Consider the following 1,194-nt stretch of genomic DNA (forward strand, 5'->3'; position numbering starts at 1 on the left):
ATTGTGCGGCAGGTGTCTCTGCAAGAACCGGCTGATTTGCGGATGCGCCGGCGCAAGAGTTCGCCAGAGAATGCGCCGGCTATCCCGCTGTTCTTGGCGGCGGTGACAGATAAGGTTGGGGCGGTGATGGCTGCTAGGCAGCATATCACGGAGGTGCCGGCGGTGCAAGAGGCTTTGTTGGGAGATTCGCGGAGTTGTGCCGGTGTGGTGAGGGGGCATTTTTCGCAACGGTTCAATGCGGCAATTACGAGTCCGCCGTATGCAAGTGCGCTTCCTTATATTGAGACGCAGCGTTTGAGTTTGGTGCTGCTGGGATTGATTGGGGGTGATGAGATTCGGGAAACTGAAAGGAGTCTGATTGGAAGTCGGGAGATTAGTGTCGGAGAGCGATTGCAGCTGGAGGGGGAAATGCTGCGCAATGAGAGCCGGTTGCCTTATGATTGCTGGGTGCGGTGTCAGGAGTTGAGGGGTGCGATAGATACCAGCAGGGATGGGTTCCGCCGGCAGAATGTGCCGGCACTCCTTTATAAGTATTTGGCGGATATGGCGGTGATGTTTGGGGAGGTGGGGGAATTGCTGGGTGCCGGTGCGCCTTTTGCGCTGGTTGTGGGGCGGAATAAGACTGTGTTGGGAGGGCGGAGTTTTACGATTGACACGCCTGATTTGCTGGCTTTGTTGGCGGTGGATAGGGGTTTGCGCTCAACCGCGCAACCCACCCTACAATTCCGGGGAGAAACACCCACCGGCAATTGTAATGTTCCGGCAACAAACGAAGGCAGCCGGTGCGTAAAAAACCAGTATAAGACTCGCTTTGTCTGATAAAATTCTATCATATAGACGAGTGCTATCTACTCAAGTTACAGACAAATGACTCGCTTCATACACGACCAATTTGCCAAAGACTACCTGGAGGCAATGCTATCGCCTTACGGCACAGTGCAAGCGCCACGCCGCGTGGCGGGAGAAGCCAGACAAATCGATGTTTGGTTCGCACCGGCACCCCAGTCAGCCGGCGCTCCAGAAACGCTGGGACTGCTAGGGCGATTTATGGCTACCCCCTGTCTGTTTGAGCCTTTCCGCAACCCTGTGACTCCTGAACAAGTTTGCGGCTGTCTCTCAAAGCTGCTGCAGGTGCAGGAGGAATACTACCGGGAAGAAAATCGGACTAAGACCGGCAGGCGCGGAGGGTCCGCT

The 1,194-nt window shown here is 55.6% G+C and carries 1 protein-coding gene and 1 pseudogene; both read left to right on the plus strand.

All coding sequences use genetic code 11. From position 1 onward, the window contains the following. The coding region (locus OSC10802_RS53730) for a hypothetical protein (RefSeq protein ID WP_198525375.1) at positions 1-819 on the plus strand (819 nt) is incomplete at its 5' end. Between the two features lie 48 nt (positions 820-867). Beyond that, positions 868-1,194: pseudogene (locus OSC10802_RS53735) on the plus strand (hypothetical protein); the annotation flags it as partial.

The sequence above is a fragment of the Kamptonema formosum PCC 10802 genome, from assembly GCF_000332335.1.
In the GTDB taxonomy this organism is placed as follows: Bacteria; Cyanobacteriota; Cyanobacteriia; order Cyanobacteriales; family Oscillatoriaceae; genus Oscillatoria.